Origin of the sequence: Glycomyces rhizosphaerae (genome assembly GCF_042647865.1) — a bacterium.
Taxonomy (GTDB): domain Bacteria; phylum Actinomycetota; class Actinomycetes; order Mycobacteriales; family Micromonosporaceae; genus Glycomyces; species Glycomyces rhizosphaerae.
This window is the reverse complement of the sequence record NZ_JBHRWO010000002.1, coordinates 5,292-23,319: the sequence shown is the minus strand read 5'-3', so window position 1 is coordinate 23,319 and position 18,028 is coordinate 5,292. Positions and strand designations below refer to the sequence as shown.

The following is an 18,028-nucleotide window of genomic DNA, read 5'->3' as shown; positions in this document are numbered from 1 at the left end:
GCAGTTTCTCGACGGTTACGCCACCCTCCCTGACCTGCATCCCTGCTTTGAACAGTGGCAATGGCGCCGTCAAGCGAGTTCCGCCGCGAATTCGACGGGATCCGCCAGGGTGATTCCGCGGCTGATGACAAGCGGGAAGGCGAGACCGGCGTCATGCCAGCACCAGGACGCCCGCCAGGGAGACCCCGGCGATGAGCAGCGTCGAGGCGGCGGCCACCGCCAGCGCCGGACCGCTGTGGGCGGCCAGGGCCCGGAGCCGGACCGCGGTACCCATCCCGAAGAGCGCGGCGGCCAGCGCCACCTGCTGCAGCACTGCCGCGACCGCAAGCAGACCGTCGGGGAGCCATCCCGTCGAGCGCATGGCGACGCAGAGCAGGAATCCCACGACGAACATCGGCATCATCGGGGGCACGGTGCCCCCGGTGTGCCGGGCCCTCCGACGCCGCCATGTCGCCACCGCGAGCACCACCGGAGCCAGCAGCAGCACTCGTGTCAGCTTGACGACGACAGCGAGCCCCAACGCGAACGCGCCCGCACCGCTCGCGGCCCCGACGACCTGTCCGACCTCGTGCACGCTGGCACCGACCCAGATCCCGAAAGCGGCGTCCGACAATCCGAGCGGATGGCGCAGCAGCGGCAGGGCGACCATGGCGGCCGTCCCGAAGAGGGTCACCATCCCGACGGCGACGGCGACGTCCTCCTCGCTCGCGTCGGCGTGCTCCTCCATCGCAGCGATCGCGGAGGCCCCGCAGATCGCGAACCCGGTCCCCAGGAGCAGGCTCCTCGGACCGCCGAGCCCCAGGCGCAGCCCGAGCCACGTCGTCCCCGCCAGGGTGACCGCCAGGATCGCGGCCACCAGTCCGAGCAGCGGCAGCCCGAGCGAGAGGACGGCGCCCACTGACAGGCCGAGCCCGAGGAGTACGACGCCGACTCGAAGGAGGCGTTTGGTGAAGGCGGCCAGCGGAAGGCGGGTTCCCTGCCGCACGGCGCGGGTGTTGCCGGCAACCAGCCCGATCAGGACAGCCCAGGTCAGCAGCCCGATCGCCGGGACGAGCAAGTGCGCGAGCCAGGAACAGAGGGTGCCGAACGTCAACCAGCAGAGGGCGATCCCGGGTTCGGAAGTGCGGGGAAGCAGGTGTCTCACGGGTGCTGTCATGCGCTCAAGCTATGAGCGGCCGCGGTCGTGCGGTAGTCGTCGATTCCGCATCCCTGCCATACACTCCACGCATGGCAAGCATCCCCGACCTGGCGGATCTCCAGTTGCTCGCCGATGTCGTCACTCACGGAAGCATCGGGGCGGCGGCGGCCGCACACGGCCTGTCCCAGCCCCAGGCGAGCCGCCGGATGACCCGACTTGAACGGCAGCTCGGCGTCCCGATCCTGATCCGCTCGAACCGAGGCACCGCGCTCACCCCTGCCGGCAAGGTGGTGGTGGACTGGGCGACCCTGCTGCTCAGCGCCGCGCAGAACTTCTCCACCTCGGTCGCGATGCTCCGCACGACCCAGCGCCACGACATGTCGGTGGCGGTGAGCATGACGATCGCCGAGCATCGCGCGCCGGCCTGGCTCGCCGACATGGCGCAGCACCACCCCGAGGTCCACCTCACGGTCACCGTGGGGAACTCCAGTGAAGTCGCTGCGCTGGTCCGTGAAGGCAAGGCGGCCTTGGGATTCGTGGAGACCTCGGCTCGCCTCCCTGGTCTGCGCAGGCACTGGATCGGCGGCGACCGGCTCCTTGTCGCCGTCCCCCCCGGGCACCCATGGGCCGACCGCGACGGCATCGGGCCGAGTGAACTCGCGGAGGCGGGCGTACTGGTCCGCGAGACCGGATCGGGAACCCGGGACACCCTCGAATCCGCGCTTGCCGCGCACGGCCTCACCTTGACTCCGGGCACGACGCTCGCCTCGAACGCCGCGTTGAAGGCTGCCGCGGCGGCCGGCGTCGGGCCGGTCGTCCTCTCCGAACTGAGCCTGCGGCCCGAACTCGCCGAACGCCGGCTGGTGGGCGTCGAGGTCAGAGGCCTCGACCTGGGAAGGGACTTCTGGGCGGTGATCCGCCCGCACGACACCCTGCCGGAGGCGGCGCGGGCGGTGATGGAAGCGGCGCTCCGGCTGGGAAATTCATTATGATGTTATATTGAATCCATGCCGCGACAGCCCTTGTACGCCCAGATCGAGGACGCCCTCGCCGTCCGCATCCGCGACGACCTCCGACCCGGCGACCGACTCCCCACAGAGGACGAACTGATCGAGCAGTTCAGGGTCAGCCGGATCACGGTGCGACACGCGATCCAGAACCTCGTCACGCGCGGCATGGTCGTTGTTGAGCAGGGCCGCGGGACCTTCGTTGCCAGGTCCCGGATCGAGCAGCAGCTGACCGCGCTCACCGGCTTCGTCGAGGACATGGAGGCCGTCGGCCTCGGTGCATCGGCCCGCGTGACCACTTCGGAAGTCCGGACGGCCGACCGCGAGGCGGCCGCCGCCCTGGGGCTTCCAGCCGGGGGCAAGGCAAGGTTCATCGAGCGGGTCCGACTCGCCGACGGCCACCCGGTCTCCTTCGACCAGACCTGGCTGCCCGAAGACATCGGCGCCCAGGTCGCCTCGGAGGATCTGAGCGAAGAACCGATCTTCCGGCTGCTGGAAGAGAAGTACGGCATCCCGCTCCTCGAGGCGACCTACCGACTGGAGGCGATCGTCGCCGACGAAGGGTTGGCCGCCAGACTGGAGACCGAGCCAGGATCGCCCGTGCTGCGGGTCGCGCGAACCACGTTCACGACCGGTCAGCGGCCGATCGACTACGAGCTGCTCCACTACCGGGGCGACCTGATCTCCTTCACCACCAGGCTGACGCGCGAACCGCCGGCCTGACCGGTGATCGACCCCCTCACCCTCGCGCTGGTCGGCATCGTGGTCGCGATCGGCAGCGTCTCACAGCGGATCACCGGGATCGGGATCGCGCTCATCAGCACTCCCGTGCTCAGCCTCGTCTTCGGGCCCGCCACCGCGGTGCCGCTGAGCAACATCGCCGCGCTCATGCTGAACCTGACGATTCTCGCGGGCGCGATCCGACTCGTCGACTGGCGCCGCGCCGTCACGATCGCGGCTACCGCCGCGATCGTGATCGTCCCGGTAGCGCGCGGGCTCCGAGACGTCGATCAGGCCCTCGTCCAGGTGACCATCGGCATCATCGTGCTCGCCGCGATCGCCTTGACGTACTGGCTCCGGGGGAGCCGCCGCCCGATGCGCGACACGACGCTGGCCCGGATCTCGGCGGGAGCCGCAGCTGGAGCCTTCGGCGTCGCCGCCGGCCTGAGCGGACCGCCGCTCGCGGTGTACGCGGCGGGAACCGCCTGGCGCGGACCGACATTCGTACCGACCGTGCAAGCCGCCTCCGCCGTCACGAACGTCATCGCCATCGCAGCCGCGCCCCGCGTCGAGGTCCCGTTCTCCGTCTGGGTCGGCATCCTCGCGGCGGTCGGAGCGGGGGCCGTCCTCGGCAGCGTCCTTGCGCCCCGCGTCCACGCCCGCCACGTGGAGAACGCCGCTCTGCTACTCGCGGCCGGCGGAGCCGTCACGGTCATCGCGGTCGCCGTCCACTGAGAACTCGGCTGTCACAACGCCCTTGAACGGCTGAACGCGAGAGCCTTCACAGGCGCTGATTTTGTTCGTGTCCTGTCCCGGGCACAAACCTGCGCGTGGGCAATGGCGTCGTGGTGGTCCTAGTAGTCGGAGATGGGCGTGTCCTTCGGGGGCGTTCGCGGATCGAGCGGTTCTGGGGCTTGTTCGTCCCGCGTTTCCACGGGTCAGGAGGGCTTTGCGGTCGTCGTGCGGTGCGCCCCTGGTCGGCCCAGTGCCGTCCCTGGCGGCGTCGACGGCTCCGCGGCGGGCGGGCCCCGACCGGTACATCCTGCCGCTATCCCGCCGGTCTACCGCCTCGTAAATCACGCCTTCCGCACGCAAAATAGCCAGGCGTCGAAGATCCCCGAACGAAAGGTCAATCAATGCCCCCCAAGAAACTGACAATCCTGCCCATGGCGCTCGCGGTCGCCGCTCTCTCGGCGTGCAGCTTCAGCGTCGGGGAACCCACGGTCACCGGTGACGAACTCGCCGAGTTGGCCGAGGACGCACTGGAGGAAGAGACCGGGTCCCGTCCCGAAATGGACTGCGGCTCCGTCGACTCGATCAGCGTCTCCCAAGACAAGGAGGTCGACTGCGTAGCGACCTCCACCGAGACCGGCGTTGCATACGACGCCACCGTCACCTTCACCAGCGTCGAAGGCAGTGACTACGAAATCAGCGTCGAGGTGGCCTCCGAACCCAACGGCGCCGCCAGCGAAGCCCCGGCAACCGATCCCGCTGAGGACGACACCTCGGCACCGGCCGACAGCGCAATCAGCATTGTGGTCCCCGCTCCAGACTTCGCCGCGGCGGTCGCGGACGAGGTGGCGGACGAATGGGGATCAGGTAACGATATCGACTGCGGCGACACCACCACGAGAACCATTATGGAGGGCGCGGTCCACTCCTGCGTGCTGATCGACGTCTCGACAGACGCGCAGTACGTCATCACCATCACCATCACCAGCATCGACGTGGAGGCCAACAGCTTCAACTTTGAAGCTGAGGTGGATGACACGCCAATTGCCGGTTAGGTTCGTGCGCGGACCTGGCCTATGCGGCAAGCTGATTCGCCTTCGATGGTGATGTCGAGAATGCCTTGAATCTCACTGCCCGAAGACCAGTCGATCTCGCCAAGCGCATACAGCTCGGCCAGGAGCACGCTGTGGAGCCGGTCCCAGACACCTGCCTGACACCAGCGGCGGAACCTCCTCCAGCAGGTGATGCCGGACCAAACCGAGTTCGGGCGGCAGGTGCTTCCACTTGATCCCGGTATAGAGCACGAACGAGATGCCTTGCAAGCATCCTCGGTCATCGAGGGGCACCGGGCCGCGCTTTCCGGGCCGGTGAACCGGCGGTAGCGCCTTGACCCGGGTCCACAGCTCGTCGTTGATCTCCCACGGCTTCGCCATGCCAGTTTTAGGAGTAGGAGGCGGCGTGGATGCCGTACAGCTCGGCGTAGGTGCCGCCGGCGGCCAGCAACGCATCGTGGCCGCCGGACTCGATCAGCCGACCGTGTTTCATCACCAGGATCAAGTCGGCTCCGGCCACGGTGGAGAACCGGTGGGAGACGATCACTGTGATCGAACCGGTGGCCGAGGCGATCTGCTTGGACCTGGCCATGTACGAGTCGAACACCGCCTGCTCACTGGGGGCGTCCAGTGAGGCGGTCGGCTCGTCGAGGAGGAACAGCAGCGGTTCGGGTCGCATGCACGAGCGGGCGAGTGCGACTTTCTGCCATTGGCCTTCGGAGATTTCGACGCCGCCGAAGCGGGTGCCGAGTTGGGTCTGATCGCCGTCGGGCAGTCGTGACCTGAGGCTGTCGGCATCGGCGGCGGCCACGGCGGCGTCCAGGGCGGCGGCACTGCCGTCGCGGAGGTCGCCGATGGCGATCGCTTCGGCGAAGGTGGTGTGGTAGCGGCCGAAATCCTGGAACGTCGCGCTCATCGATGAGCGCCAGGACTCGATGTCCATCTCGGATAGATCGGTGCCGTCGACCTCGATCGCCCCGGCGCTGGGGCGGTGGAGCCCGGCGAGGAGCTTCATCAAGGTGGTCTTGCCCGAGCCGTATTCGCCGACGACGGCCACAACCGACCCGGCGGGCAGGTTGACCGAGACCCCCTCGACGGCGGGTGTTTCGGTGCCCCGGTAGGTGAAGTGCAGGTTCCGAAGCCGGATCCCGTCGGTCAGGTGCTCGGGCGCGGGCTTCCGCTCTCCGGTCTCCCGGTGCTCTTCGGCGTATTCGCGCAGCCACAGGTACGGCTCCAGCACTCGAATGGTGCCCGTGGCGCCGGCGGCGGACGAGACCGCCCGCGAGAGGACCTCGCGCAGCATCGCACCGATGGTGGCGGCCAGCATGACGTCGCCGGCGGTGGCGGTGCCGCGTTGCACTTGTGCGATGACGAGTCCGACGGAGATGGTGAATCCGATGGCGAAGACGCACCAGCCGGCGATGCGCCACAGGCCGCCGGTGAATTGGCCGCGCAGGCGGGTGGTGCGGGCGCGGTCGGCCGCGGCGCCGTAGCGTTCGAGCAGTTCGGGGGCGGCGCCGGTGGAGCGGATCTCCTTGCCAGCGGAGGCGCTGAGGCACAGTTCGAACAGGTGGTCTTGGATCCGCTTGTCTTCGGCCAGATCGAGCTCGGACTGCTTCTCGCGGGCCTGGCCGCGCCGGTCCAGGATGAGCTGGACCGCCGCGCACGGCAGCATGAGCAGCAGCCACGGGCTGGTGGTGCCCAGGATCGCCAGGGCCAGCAGCAGCCGCAGCGCCATCGAGCAGGCCTCGCCCACGAGCAGGGTCGACCAGATGACCGCCCAAGCCTTGTTGCGCAGGGCCGTCATGCGGTCCAGGAACTCGGTGTGCTCCAGGTGGTCCACTTCGGGAAGGGTGCCGGCGGCCCGCATGATCGCGGGGTCGAGGTCGATGTGCCCGACCTTGTCGATCAGCTCCCGCTGCAGGATGTAATAGACGCCGGAGATCGAGCGGTCCAAAGTGAACGACAGCGCCGCCAGGAAGGCGGCGATGACCGCCACGGCGGCGTCGCGCTCGACCATGGAGTCGACCACGTACTTCATGGACAGGCCGGTGACGGCGAACGCGATCGCGCCGAACACCAGGCAGGCCATGGCCCCGACGGCGATCCGCGGTTCGCGCTTGAGGCTGATCGCCAACAGTTCGCGATGCATCCGTGCGTACGCTCGGAGCTGCTTCATCGGAGTTCACCCGCTTCCAGGCGATCGTCGTATCCGGACTTGTAGCGTTGGGCTTGCAGGCGGTACATGTGCGCGTAGTCGCCGCCGAGGGCCGTCAACTCGGCGTGAGTGCCGGACTCGGCGACCTTCCCGTCCGCGAGCAGCACGATCCGGTCGGCGCGGCGGACGGTCGAGAGCCGGTGTGAGACAAGGATGGTCGTGATCCCGTCAGTGAGGCCTTCCAACCGGTCGAACAGCGCCTTCTCGGTCCGCACGTCGAGGTGGGCGGTGGGCTCGTCGAGCACCAGGATCTTCGCACCGCGCCCGATCGCATAGAGCGCCCGGGCGAGCGCCAGCTGCTGCCACTGCCCGCCGGAGAAGTCGGTGCCGCCGTCGCGGGATCGGTCCAGGGGAGTGTCGGCGCCGGCGTCGAGCCCCGCGACCACGTCGCCGAACCCGGCATCCTCAATGGCCTTGCCGATGAGCTCCGGATCGGCGGGGCCGGGGAAGCCCAGGCTGATGTTCTCGGCGACGGTCAGGTGGTATTTGACAAAGTCCTGGAACACGATCGCCAGTTTCGCGTTCCACCGCTCGATCTCGGCAGTGCCGACGCCGTCGGCGGTGATGCCGCCACCGGTGGGGCGGTAGACGCCCGCGAGCAGTTTGATCAGCGTGGATTTGCCCGCGCCGTTGAACCCCACGACGGCAAGGGTCTCGCCGGGACGGATCTCCAGATCGAGGCCCTTCATGATCGGGGTGCGCTCGTCGTAACCGAACTCGACTCCCGCGAAGCGGACCAGCGGCGGCCCATCCGAGTCGATGGTCCCCGGCGACCGGCCCTGCTTCTCGGGCCGGAGGCGTTCCCGGAGTTCTGCCAATGCCTTGAGGCTGGCCCGCGAGCCTTCGATACTGATGGTCTCGCCGTGGTTGGCGATGGCGGTGAAGATGCCCCAGCCCGCGGAGAGGGCGGCGCTCGCCACCCCGACCGGGCTGCCCTGGACGGCCGTGGCGTAGCCGACTGCGCAGAACACCCCTGCCAGAGGGATGAGGGAGGCGGCGGTCTGTATCCACTCGGCGGAGACCATGGTGCGGTTGTGAGTCCACTCGTCGTCCAGGTGGCGATGCAGTTCGAGCTGGTGGTTGCCGATCGCCCATTCGGTCAGGCCGAAGATCCGCATCTCCTTGGCTTCGGAGCGGTTCATCGGCAGTTCGCCCCAATATCGGTAACGGCGGTGGTGCTCCATGCCGTCGACGTAGTTCTGGAACCGCCGCTTCCACAGGCGGATGGCGTGAGCGCGGACTGCCAGTGCCGGGACTATCAGCACCGGCACGAGCCAGGGGGACCAGGCCGCGACGACTACGGCGGAGGCGGTGAGGCCGAAGTACTGCAAGACGATGCGCAGCGCCGCGACGGCCCCCTGCCCAGGCGTCCGCTCCACCCACTCGCCGAGATCCGCGCGAGCGACCCCCAGCAGGTCTTGGACGTCCTGCTGTTCGATGACGTCCACGGTCGCAGTCCCAGTCGCTACCTTGGCGACCTCGGCGCGGTGGGCGACGTCGACGCGGCTGGTGGCCGCCAACCCGATCAGCCCGGACGCAATGTGGCAGCACTGCCCGACCAGGAGCAGTCCGCCGACCGCCATGAGCGGAGCGGTGAAGTCGCCGGAAAGGCTCGACAGCAGCCAACCGGTCGCGGCCGCCGCGAGCGCCGGCAAGGCGGCACTGACCAGGCCGACAGCCACCAGTCCGGTGACCACGGTGGGGCCGGCATGCCGTAGCAGCCGCAAGAACATCAGACGGTCGCGGACGAGGAGGGGAAAGCGTCGCAAGGGCAGTCCAGACAAGAAGAAGGGAGATGGTAGAAAGCGTTTTCTAGGAGATTGAACCACCGCGCTTCGTCCGCCGCAACTGAAAAGAAGGCGCATTCCACAACGAGGGCCGCTTGGATCTGGATGCCGCGGTGAAATCCGTTGGGATCGTGGTGGCGATGGTGCTCAGCGGTGCTGACGCTCTGTCGGTGATCGCTGACGCACTCGGGTCCGGGTGCGCCGCCGACTTCGTGGCCGCCGATGAGGCCTAGCTACTTCCACTGGGCCTGGATAGGCCTGCAACTCCGAGCGCCGGCGGACACGCCTTGCTGTCGGCCCGGCGTAACGCGACCGGCGAGACCGCCTACTACCGGGCCTGGACCGGGCATCCGGTCTCGGTCACCGACCTGGTCGAAGTCGACGCCGGCTTCGTAATCCGATCACCTCTAGGGTGGACAACCCCTTCGAGAGACATCCTCAGGCAGAGGCTCACGTCGCTCCACGGATCGGTGGGGGGGGTGACGATCTTCCAGCTCTGCCGATCAGCCACTGCCAGAACGCGGCGAGCACGGGCTTCGCTGAGCGGCGGGCTGGAGTGGTAGCACTGGTGCGAGCTGGCGACGGTGACAGGGCCTTTTTCGTTTCGTTGAAGCTGCATTAGGAGCGTGTCCACTTTTCCGCTCCCTTTCCAGGCTGAAGATTGCATGAGCGGGTGGCCCGGAGGGGCGACCCGCTCATGCATCCCTAAGTCGACGGGGTGTCGGTGCGGCTCATTGGAGGGACCATCGCTGGTTGGTCCCGCCATGGCAGGTCCACAGGTGGACCAGGGCGCCGTTGGCGGTCGAAGCGCCGGACACGTCCAGGCACAGGCCCGATTGCACTCCGGTGATGGTGCCGTCGGCGTTGACGTTCCATTGCTGGTTGGTACCGCCGTGGCAGCCCCAGGTGGCCACCGCCGTGCCGTCGGCCGTGCCGTGGTCCCAAGCGTCCAGGCAGAGCCGGGAGTCCCCGGAGTAGACGGACAGTTCACCGGTGGCCGAGAGGGTCCACTGCTGCCCGGGGCCGTCCGAGCAGTCCTGGATCTGCACCTGGACGCCGGGCTGGGTCGACGCGTTCGGCACGTCGAGGCACTTTCCGGCCCCCACCGCCTGCAGGTCGCCGCCGCTCCCGTCCGCTGCGTCGAACCGCCACCAGTCCACATTGAACAGGAAGCCGCTGCCGCCGGTGAACGTCAGGTACAGGTCGCGGGTGCCGGTCGCGCCGCTCACCGGGCAGGAGACGTCCGCCCAGGTCTGCCAGCCGCCGGTGCCCGAGACGGTGCAGGCGCCCACCACCGGGCCGTTCGGGCCGTCGACCCGCAGCTCGATGGTCCCGCCGCTGGTCGCCGAGGCCACCCGCGCCGTGAACTGGCGCGCGCCGGTGCCGAAGGCCGCTCCCTTGACCTTGATCGAATCCCCGTTCTCGATCCAGCTCACGTTCATCCCGCCGGCGGCGGTCCACTCGGTCTCAACGCCGTTCGCCCAGGCGATCGTCTCGGCCTCTTGGCGCACATAGGGGTTGAGGGCGCCCACTTGCGGCGCCCCGGCCGTGGTCATGTTCATCTGGGGGATCGTGCCGTCGGCGTTGTAGGTGAACTGCTCGACGGCCACGGATCTGGTGAAGCCGCCGCCGCCCGGAAGTGCTCCATTGTGGTAGAAGAAGTACGAGTTCCCCTTGAAGTCGATCACCCCGGCGTGGTTGGTGAAGGCGTTGCCCTGTGCCGGCATGACGGTCCCCCGGTAGGTCCACGGCCCGGTCGCGGTCGGGGCCGTCGAGTAGCCGATGAACTCCTGGCAGCACTGCGCGGCGAACACGTTGTAGTACAGCGAGCCGCGCTTGTAGACCCACGGCCCCTCCTCGTAGAGGGTCGGCCGTTCCGTGCTTCCGGGGCGGGCGCCGAAGCCCTCCGTGGTGAGGGGGACCTGGGTCACGGCGCCCGAGTAGGAGATCATGTCGGCGTTGAGCTTCACGTACCAGAGGTTCGGGTTGCCCCAGTAGAGATAGGCCTGCCCGTCGTCGTCGATGAAGACCGAGGGGTCGATCTCGCCGTTCACGACGAGCGGATGCCCGAGGGCGTCCCGGAACGGCCCGGTGGGACTGTCGGCGACGGCCACGCCGATCGCGAACTGGCCGGTGGCCCGCTCGCTGACGGGGACGTACCAGTAGAACTTGCCGTCGCGCTCGATTGCCTGGCCCGCCCAGGCGTTCGCGCCCGCCCAGCTGAACGTGTCGAGGCTGAGCGGCGAGCCGTGGTCGGTCCAGTTGACCATGTCGTCGGAGGACCAGACCCGCCAGTCCCTCATGTCGAACGTGGTCGAGCCGTCCTCGTCGTGGCCCGTGTAGAGGTAGACGCGGTCATTGTGGACCAGCGGCGCGGGGTCGGCGGTGTAGACGGTCTGGATGATCGGGTTGTCGGCCCGTGCCGGGGAGGGCGACGGGTCGGCGACCGGGCTCAGCGCGGCCGCCGCGAACGCGAATGCCAGCGCGAGCGCTGTCATCCGCTTCCGGTGTGGAGTGGGTGACTTCATTGGGGGGAACCTCTCTGGGCGCGCGGGCGCGCCCTGATCTATTAGCGACCTTCATGATGAAGGTCCTATTTCCTTGCAAACAAAGCATCTCGCGCTTATCGCCCCCAGTGGTGACAACAAATCGCAGTGCGGTCGTAACCTCACCTTTCGGAATGCTGTTTGCTCAAGTAAAGGCGGCGACGTCGAGGGCAGGGCTTGTTCAAGTTCCTAGCGGATCGCGGTTCCTTAGGTGGTGACCGAGAAGCGTTTGACGGTGACGGCGCCGCCGAGTGTTTGGGTGGCGTGGTTGAAGACCGCGAACCGGGGGCCCATGAAGAACGCCGGGCTGGTGCCGAGGGTGTGCGCGGGCCCGAGTGGGATGAAGTTCGATCCGTCGTCGCTGTAAGAGAAGTGCGCCTGCCGTTCGGAGCCTGGTCGGATGTCGGCGGTGACGCGCAGCCAGACGCGGTCGCCGCACAGTTCGGCGCTCGCGCGTTCGGTGCCGGTACCGACGGTGTTGAAGCCCGAGTCCATGGTGTGGCCGTCGGTCATGGAGATGCGGGTGACGCCGTTCTCGCGCCGCAGCCCGATCCAGGCCGAGTCGTTGCGGAGCACCGCCAGGCCGGTGCGGTCGCCGTCTGCCATCTGGGCCGGGTCGAGTTCGATGGTGGCCGTGGAAGAAGGACCTTGGATGCGGTGGGTGAGGGTGTTGCGGGCCCGGTAGAGGTCGTTGGTGACCGTCGCGGTCTGGAGGCGGAGGCCGTTCCCGGTGGACCATTTCGTGTCGTCGGGGTTGTGGTTCCACTCCCACTTCGCGGCGAGCGTCGCGGTGGTGAACTCGTCGGTGCCGGTCAGGGACGGCACGGGGTGCGGGGGGAGGTCCGGGAACGGGTACGACTGCCCCCAGGTGCCGTTCACTGTCTGGACCTGCGGCCAGCCGTCCGCGGTCCAGGTGATCGGGGCGAGGGCGGGCACGCGGCCGCCGGGGTAGGCGTCGACGAAGCCCATGTAGTACCAGTCGCCGCCGGGTGTGGAGACGAGGCCGCCCTGGTGGGGGATGCCGCCGCCGGGGATCGGTCCGGGCATGTCGAGCAGGACCTCCCGGACTTCGTAAGGGCCCCAGGGCGAGGAGGACTTGAGGATGTATTGGCCGTTGGGGGGCTTGGTGAGGAACATGTAGTAGCTGCCGTTGATCTTGTAGAACCGGGCGCCCTCCATGCCGCCGATGTCCGAGGGGCTGGAGAAGACGTGCTCGTTGCGGATCTCGGTCTTGCCGTCGGCCGAGAGCTGCGCGACGTAGAGCTCGGTGTTGCCGTAGGCGACGTACATGGTGTCGTCGGTGTCGACGAGCATGCCTGCGTCGTAGTAGGAGCGGGGGAATTCGGCGTGGCGGGTCCAGGGTCCGGCGGGGTCGGTGGCGGTGTACATGAATGAGCGGTGGAAGTCGATCTGGCCGAGCCAGTAGAAGCGGTTCTCGCTGGCGCGGTGGGTGAGCGAGGAGGCCCAGATGCCGACGATGTAGCGGTGGCCGCCGTTCAGGTCGTACCAGTCGGAGAAGTCGAGCCTCGGCACGGAGTGTCCGATGAACTCCCAGTTGACGAGGTCTCGGGAGTGCAGGACGGGCGCGCCGGGTGAGTAGTGCATCGTGGACGCGGTCATGTAGAAGTCCGAGCCGACGCGGATGATCTCGAGGTCGGCGAAGTCCTGCCAGATGACGGGGTTCGCGTAGGTCGTCTGCTGGGCTTCGGCTGCGGTGAACGGGTTGAGTGCTGCCGCGGCGGCGGTCCCGGCGAGCACGCCGGCCCCGCCGATGAGGATCTGTCGGCGACTCTTGGGGAATTCGAGCCAGGACATGGTGGCTCCTTTCGTTAGTCGAGTTCGGCTTCCCAGACGATGCCGCCGCCGGAGGCGTCCGAGGAGAGGCGGTCGCGAGCGGCCGTGTCCCCGTAGAGGCTCCAGCGCATCCAGTCGAGGCTGGTGGCGATGGTCTGGGGATAGGTGGTCCCGTTCCAGATGAACTCGTGGTGGCCCTGCCCGGTGTGGGTCATGAACGCCTTGGGGGCGGGCAGTTCCGCATAGGCCTGGCGGGCGAGGTCGTAGTGGGTGAGCGTGTCCTGGTCGCCGTGCACGAAAAGGACCTTGGCCGCGACGGCCGGGGTGCCCATGTCGATGCAGGAGTAGGGAATCGCGGCGGTGATGCGGGAATCGGGCCAGGCGGTGAGCAGGCCGTGGGTGGTCATGCCGCCCAAGGAGTGTCCGGCGATTCCGACGCCGAGGGCCGTGTCCATGTGCCCGGCGAAGGCATCGCACGAGCCGGGTTCGCCGAGGGCGAGCGTCTGCGTGAGGACCTCGGAGACGTCCTTGGACTGGTTGCCGTTGTAGACGTCGTCGACGTTCCCTTCCGCACCGGTGGTCGTGGTCGGGAACACCGGTGCCGGGACGATGAACCCGGCAGCTGCCAGGGGCTGGATCTGGGCGCCGTAGCTCTCGGGGCTGCCGTCGAGGCCGTGGCTCCACTCCACGACCGGGAACCGCCCGTCGGCTATGGGCGCATCGGTGGTGGGCCAGTCGCCAGGGGTACCGGAAGCGGCGGGGTAGAAGATCCGCGTGACGAGGGTGCGGCCGGCGCGGTTCCAGGTGAACTCGCGGACGCCGAGCGGGTACGTCTGGGTCGGCGCGGTCCGCGCCAATGCGGGTGTCGCGGGGCCGACGACGGCTGCCGTGCCCGCTGCGGCGGCGAGGCTGAAGAGGGTGCGTCGTGTCAAGGACATGGAGGCTCCTTTCGTGGGGTGGGACCGGACCGGACCGGGCGGCCGCGACCGCCCGGTCCCGAGTCGGTTACTCGACAGAGGCCGACGCGATGTCGGCGAGGACGGTGTCCGCGCCGCAGGTGGAGCCGACAGGGTTCAGCTGCCACTGCTGGTTCGCGTAACCGGTCGCGGTGTGCTGCACGATCGGCGAGCCCGCGGTGGTCGACCAGTCTCGGACGTCGAGGGCCTTGCCGGAGTAGCGGCTGACGATCGAGTAGTAGCCCTCCGCGTTCCTGGTGACCTTCCACTGCTGGTTGGTGTCGCCGGTGTCGGTGTACTGGGCGATGGTGCCGCCGTCGGCGGTGCTGTGGTTCCACACGTCGAGCACGAGCCCGGAATGGCGGACCTGGATCTTGTAGTAGCCGTTGCCGACGTCGATGAACCGGAACTGCTGGTTCGGGTTCGCCCAGTTGGTGTACTGGGTGAGGATCGCCCCGGGCTCGGTCGAGACGCCCTGGATGTCGAGCGCGAGGCCCGAGTGGCGCGACTGGACGGTGTACCAGTCGCTGGTGCTCGGCGGCTGCGCGTCGGCGCGGTCGGCCTGGAAGGCGACGAGCCCGGCGGTCGCGAGCACGATGGCCGCCGCGAGCGCGGCCAGGCCGCGGGCCCAGCGGGACAGGATCGAAAGATCGGGTGCGGCCGATGTCATCGGATGCTCCTCAACGGATCGGGAACGGGGAATGAGGGGTTCGAAGGGGTCAGCACGAGGCGCCTCCTCTAAGGGTCGGAGTGAGGTGCAGAGCGGTCAGCATGAGGCGCCTCCTGTAAGGGTCAGGAGCGCTAGCCGGTACGGCAGCTGGGAGTACTCCATGCCGTCGGTGCTCGGGTCGCGGCCCTGGTAGAGCATCTGGAGGTTGCCCGTGTCGATGTTCATGGTCTGGTCGTTGCCGGACCGGATGAGTTCGCCGTGGCTGATGTCGGCCGTCCATTGGCCGTCGGGGAACGTCACGTTCGCAATCCCGGCGAACGGGGCGCTCTGGTCGCCGGCCTGCAGCTGCCACTGCCCGGTGAGGCCGTCGGCGAGGTACGAGCGGTAGTAGCGGCCGTTCGAACCCATCGCCTCCCAGATCAGCAGGTACTGGTCGGAGTTGTCGACCTGGTAGACCGCGCCGCCCTCGAAGAGGAGGTCGCGGGTGTCCTGCAGGACGATCTGAGTGTTGCGGAAGCCGTTGGGGAACTCGCCGATCGTGGTCTCAGAGCGGTACACGCGCCCGTCGTCGTCGGCGGCGAACAGGTAGCACATGCTGTCGTCGCAGATGTTCCAGAAGTCCAGCCACCCGCCGCTGTTCTCCTCGACGATGGGAGGCGTTTCGTCGATGAAGTTCTTCGGTGCCGACCAGCTCATCGGGTCGGCCGGGTTCTTGCTGGTGGAGTACGAGGGCGGCCCGGTCTGGTAGACCAGGTACCACTCGTCATCCGGTGCGAAGTAGAACAGCTGCGGAGCAGCGGCGTACCGGGAGCCGATGTTCGGGTTGGTGTCCAGGAAGGTCACGGGCGCGTCCGCGGCCTGGGACCAGTCCGAGAAGTGGGTGAAGGCCAGGCTCCAGTGCCCCTCGGGAGTGTTCGCCACGGTGTTGTAGACGAGCCACTCGTTGTTGTAGCGGACCACGGTGGGGTCCTTGGCCGAGACGACGTTGTGCGTCGCGTCCGACTTGGGGCCGATGAGCGGCCCGGTGGACTCCCACTGGTAGGAGGTCGGCAGGGCCTGCGCCCCGACCTCGTCGGCGCTGCCGTCGTCGCTGGTCCCCCCATCAGTGGTCTGAGCGTTGGCGATGAGCGCACTCGAGGCCAGGGTCGTGGCCACAGCGAGCGCGGCCAGCCCTCCCAGCATTCGGTTTCGAAGCGTTCGTTGCATGAATTGCCTTTCCGTAAGCTGGAGACGCCAGCTGTTATCGTTCACACGCCAAAGTTCGAAACGTTCGAGAATTATTTCGAAACTTGGATAATTTGAACTATAGAGAGATCTCGATACGTAGTCAACGGTTCAACAAAAGTTTGTTGGTACACCTGGCGTTAGGCGGTCGCGATGAGCCCCCTCCTCCGATTCCGGGCCGATTCCCGAAGGCCTGCAGGCGATCGCCCTGGCAGATCGGCCGCTGCTGCCTGCGGCGGCCATCCCGCAACGGGAGGCGGGCGAGGCGGCTTCGAAGACTTCAGATTGAGCTGTTGACAAAGTTTGGTCGTTAAACTTAGTGTGTTGGCGGACAAGGCCTCCAGCGGCGAGCGCCGCTCCCTCACGGAGTCAGCCTTCCTCCAAGGAGAGTCGTGAAGAGCTCAACTACTGTCCATAGAAGACGAATGCGCCTCGGCGCGATCGCCACCGCCGCAGTCACCGCCCTGATCGCGGGCCTGCTCGGAGTCGTCAGCGCCCATGCGGAAAAGCCGACCACCCCGCCGGACCATGCGGTCACCGCCATGGAGCAGGTCGCGGCCATGCAGCCGGGCTGGAACGTCGGCAACTCCCTCGACGCCTTCGGCGGTACCGGCGGTGAGACCGCGTGGGGCAACCCGCCGATCACCGAGGAACTCCTCCAGACCATCAAAGCCGAGGGCTACAACTCGATCCGCCTACCGGTGGCCTGGGATTACGAGCACACCGGCCCGGGACCGGACTACACGATCGCCCCCGAGCGCATGGAGCGTGTCGCGCAGGTCGTCGACTGGGCGATCGCGAACGACCTCCAAGTGCTGGTCAACATCCACGACCAGATGTTTACCAAGGAGCTGCCGGACGACCGCGAGAACGTGTTGGCGAAGTTCAACTCGATGTGGACCCAGATCGCCGAGCGGTTCAAGGACTACCCGTCCGAGCTGTCGTTCGAGAGCATCAACGAACCGCAGTTCCCCACTGACACAGCCAACCAGGACGCCCACACCGCCACGCTCAACGTCAACTTCTACGAGACCGTCCGCGCCACCGGCGGGAAGAACGCCGACCGGCTCCTGGTGCTGCCGACCTGGGTCACCAACTCCGAGCAGCCGCACTTGGACGCGCTCAAGGCCACCATCGACGAGCTGGACGACGACATGATCGCCGCCACCGTCCACTTCTACGGGTTCTGGCCCTTCAGCGTCAACGTCGCCGGGGTCACCACTTACGACGAGGCGACCCAGCAGGACCTTGAGAACACCTTCCAGCGGGTGAACGACACCTTCGTCGACAACGACATCCCGGTCATCGTCGGCGAGTGGGGCGTCCTCGGATACGACTACACGCGCCCTGGCGTCCCCCAGTCCCAGCAGTACGGCGAGCTCGTGAAGCTCTTCGAGGGCATCATGTACCAGGCCCGGGAAAAGCAGGTGACCCTGATGCTGTGGGACGCCGGCTCGTACCTCAACCGCCACACGCTCGAATGGCGCGACCCGCACCTGCACTCGTACATGTCGACGGGCGTGACCACGCGTTCGGGCACCGCCTCGTTCGACTCGATCTACCTCGAAAAAGCCGGGACCATCGCGGACGAGTCGCTCACCCTCAACCGCAACGGCCTTGAATTCGAGGGCCTGTGGCACGGCGACACCGCACTGGCCGAAGGCGCCGACTACACCGTCGAGGGCGACACGCTCACCCTCACCGCCGCCGCGCTCACCCGCCTCGCCGGCGACCGCGCCTACGGCGTGAACAGCACGATCGAAGCCCGCTTCTCGGACGGTGTGCCGTGGCAGATCCACGTCATCACCTACGGCACGGCGCAGATCTCCGACCTCACCGGGACCACGGGCAGCGAACCTTGGAACCAGTGGGAGGCCTGCAACTCCTCGTGCTTCGCGATCCCGACCGAGTTCAACGGCGACCAGATCGCCACGATGGAGGCCAAGTACGCCGACGGCTCCAACGCCGGACCCCACGACTGGACCTCCTACAAGGAGTTCTGGGCGGCCTACCGGCCCGACTACGATGCGGGCACGATCAGCCTCACCCCTGACTTCCTCAACGAGGTCAACGACGGCGAGCCCGTCACCCTCACGTTCCACTTCTGGGGCGGCGGGACGATCGAGTACACCGTTACCAAGTCCGGCACGACCGTGACCGGAACCAACGCTTAATCAGCGACCT

Annotated in this window: 14 protein-coding genes and 1 pseudogene; 6 read left to right on the top strand and 9 right to left on the bottom strand. The window is 67.7% G+C overall.

The window, feature by feature from the left end:
- Positions 1-151: 151 nt before the first annotated feature.
- Positions 152-1,156 carry a YeiH family protein gene (locus ACFO8M_RS00265; RefSeq protein WP_387968906.1) on the bottom strand — a complete coding sequence of 335 codons (1,005 nt, stop codon included), beginning with the start codon at positions 1,154-1,156 and terminating at the stop codon, positions 152-154.
- 71 nt (positions 1,157-1,227) lie between these two features.
- On the opposite strand from ACFO8M_RS00265, the gene ACFO8M_RS00260 reads away from it, so the two are divergent.
- The 4 genes from ACFO8M_RS00260 (at position 1,228) to ACFO8M_RS00245 (ending at position 4,652) form a co-directional block, all read left to right on the top strand.
- Entirely contained in the window at positions 1,228-2,130 is a 903-nt protein-coding gene (locus tag ACFO8M_RS00260) for a LysR family transcriptional regulator (RefSeq protein ID WP_387968903.1), read from the top strand.
- A 15-nt stretch (positions 2,131-2,145) separates the two neighbouring features.
- Positions 2,146-2,868, top strand: coding sequence for a GntR family transcriptional regulator (locus tag ACFO8M_RS00255; RefSeq protein WP_387968899.1), 723 nt, complete (start codon positions 2,146-2,148; stop codon positions 2,866-2,868).
- A gap of 3 nt (positions 2,869-2,871) precedes the next feature.
- Entirely contained in the window at positions 2,872-3,600 is a 729-nt protein-coding gene (locus ACFO8M_RS00250) for a TSUP family transporter (RefSeq protein ID WP_387968897.1), read from the top strand.
- A 401-nt stretch (positions 3,601-4,001) separates the two neighbouring features.
- Positions 4,002-4,652, top strand: a complete 651-nt coding sequence (locus tag ACFO8M_RS00245; protein ID WP_387968894.1) for a hypothetical protein — start codon at positions 4,002-4,004, stop codon at positions 4,650-4,652.
- An 83-nt stretch (positions 4,653-4,735) separates the two neighbouring features.
- Here ACFO8M_RS00245 and ACFO8M_RS00240 read toward each other — a convergent pair.
- From ACFO8M_RS00240 to ACFO8M_RS00230, 3 genes and pseudogenes are all read right to left on the bottom strand, one after another.
- Positions 4,736-5,030, bottom strand: a pseudogene (locus ACFO8M_RS00240) (transposase); the annotation flags it as partial.
- 7 nt (positions 5,031-5,037) lie between these two features.
- Positions 5,038-6,801, bottom strand: a complete 1,764-nt coding sequence (locus ACFO8M_RS00235; RefSeq protein WP_387968892.1) for an ATP-binding cassette domain-containing protein — start codon at positions 6,799-6,801, stop codon at positions 5,038-5,040.
- Positions 6,802-6,824: 23 nt separating this feature from the next.
- A complete protein-coding gene (locus ACFO8M_RS00230; RefSeq protein WP_387968884.1) occupies positions 6,825-8,636 on the bottom strand; it encodes an ABC transporter ATP-binding protein in 1,812 nt (603 codons plus the stop codon).
- Between the two features lie 113 nt (positions 8,637-8,749).
- Between ACFO8M_RS00230 and ACFO8M_RS00225 the strand changes: the two genes are divergently transcribed.
- Positions 8,750-8,887 (top strand): hypothetical protein, encoded by a 138-nt coding sequence (locus ACFO8M_RS00225; RefSeq protein ID WP_387968881.1) that lies wholly within the window; start codon positions 8,750-8,752, stop codon positions 8,885-8,887.
- 498 nt (positions 8,888-9,385) lie between these two features.
- On the opposite strand, the gene ACFO8M_RS00220 is transcribed toward ACFO8M_RS00225, so the two are convergent.
- The 5 genes from ACFO8M_RS00220 to ACFO8M_RS00200 all read right to left on the bottom strand — a co-directional run bounded on the left by ACFO8M_RS00220 (position 9,386) and on the right by ACFO8M_RS00200 (position 15,826).
- Positions 9,386-11,152 (bottom strand): family 43 glycosylhydrolase, encoded by a 1,767-nt coding sequence (locus ACFO8M_RS00220; RefSeq protein WP_387968879.1) that lies wholly within the window; start codon positions 11,150-11,152, stop codon positions 9,386-9,388.
- A 255-nt stretch (positions 11,153-11,407) separates the two neighbouring features.
- A complete protein-coding gene (locus ACFO8M_RS00215) occupies positions 11,408-13,015 on the bottom strand; it encodes a glycoside hydrolase family 43 protein (RefSeq protein ID WP_387968876.1) in 1,608 nt (535 codons plus the stop codon).
- A 14-nt stretch (positions 13,016-13,029) separates the two neighbouring features.
- Positions 13,030-13,932: an alpha/beta hydrolase family protein gene (locus tag ACFO8M_RS00210; RefSeq protein ID WP_387968873.1), complete on the bottom strand. Its 903-nt coding sequence runs from the start codon at positions 13,930-13,932 to the stop codon at positions 13,030-13,032.
- A gap of 67 nt (positions 13,933-13,999) precedes the next feature.
- Complete coding sequence (locus ACFO8M_RS00205) at positions 14,000-14,620, bottom strand: RICIN domain-containing protein (RefSeq protein ID WP_387968871.1); 621 nt, start codon at positions 14,618-14,620, stop codon at positions 14,000-14,002.
- Positions 14,621-14,716: 96 nt separating this feature from the next.
- Positions 14,717-15,826, bottom strand: a complete 1,110-nt coding sequence (locus ACFO8M_RS00200; RefSeq protein ID WP_387968869.1) for a non-reducing end alpha-L-arabinofuranosidase family hydrolase — start codon at positions 15,824-15,826, stop codon at positions 14,717-14,719.
- A gap of 410 nt (positions 15,827-16,236) precedes the next feature.
- Between ACFO8M_RS00200 and ACFO8M_RS00195 the strand changes: the two genes are divergently transcribed.
- Positions 16,237-18,018, top strand: coding sequence for a cellulase family glycosylhydrolase (locus ACFO8M_RS00195; protein ID WP_387968867.1), 1,782 nt, complete (start codon positions 16,237-16,239; stop codon positions 18,016-18,018).
- The last annotated feature ends 10 nt before the right edge of the window (positions 18,019-18,028 follow it).